At 56.0% G+C, this 350-nt stretch carries 1 protein-coding gene; it reads right to left on the bottom strand.

From position 1 onward, the window contains the following. On the bottom strand, positions 1-350 hold a 350-nt coding region (locus N2K84_RS20330), incomplete at both ends, for a glutaminase domain-containing protein (RefSeq protein WP_282593658.1).

Genomic DNA, 350 nt, shown 5'->3' on the forward strand with positions numbered 1-350 from the left:
GCGATGGCCGCAGTCAGGATCACCATGTTACCACATTCTTCCACCGGCATGTCGCCCCCGTAGGTTTGCCCGTTGGCCAGCGGATAGGTGCCCACATCGTGCGCTGCAAATGGCTTGGTCCACTTGCCGCTTTCCGAGTAGTAGAAAATCGGGTTCAGCATCCCTTTCAGCAGTTCGGGGTTGTAGCGCAGGTAAAGCGGCGCTGAAGGATAGGTCACATCTACTGTCCCGATCGATCCGTTGCTGAAGTTTTCTTTCGACAAAAACAGGATGTTGCCTTCGCTGTCCTTCACCAGCTTATGGGCGGCAATCGACTGGCGGAAGGCCAGCACGCACAGGTCGGCATAGTT

Source organism: Gaoshiqia sediminis (assembly GCF_025907915.1).
GTDB lineage: Bacteria > Bacteroidota > Bacteroidia > Bacteroidales > Prolixibacteraceae > Gaoshiqia > Gaoshiqia sediminis.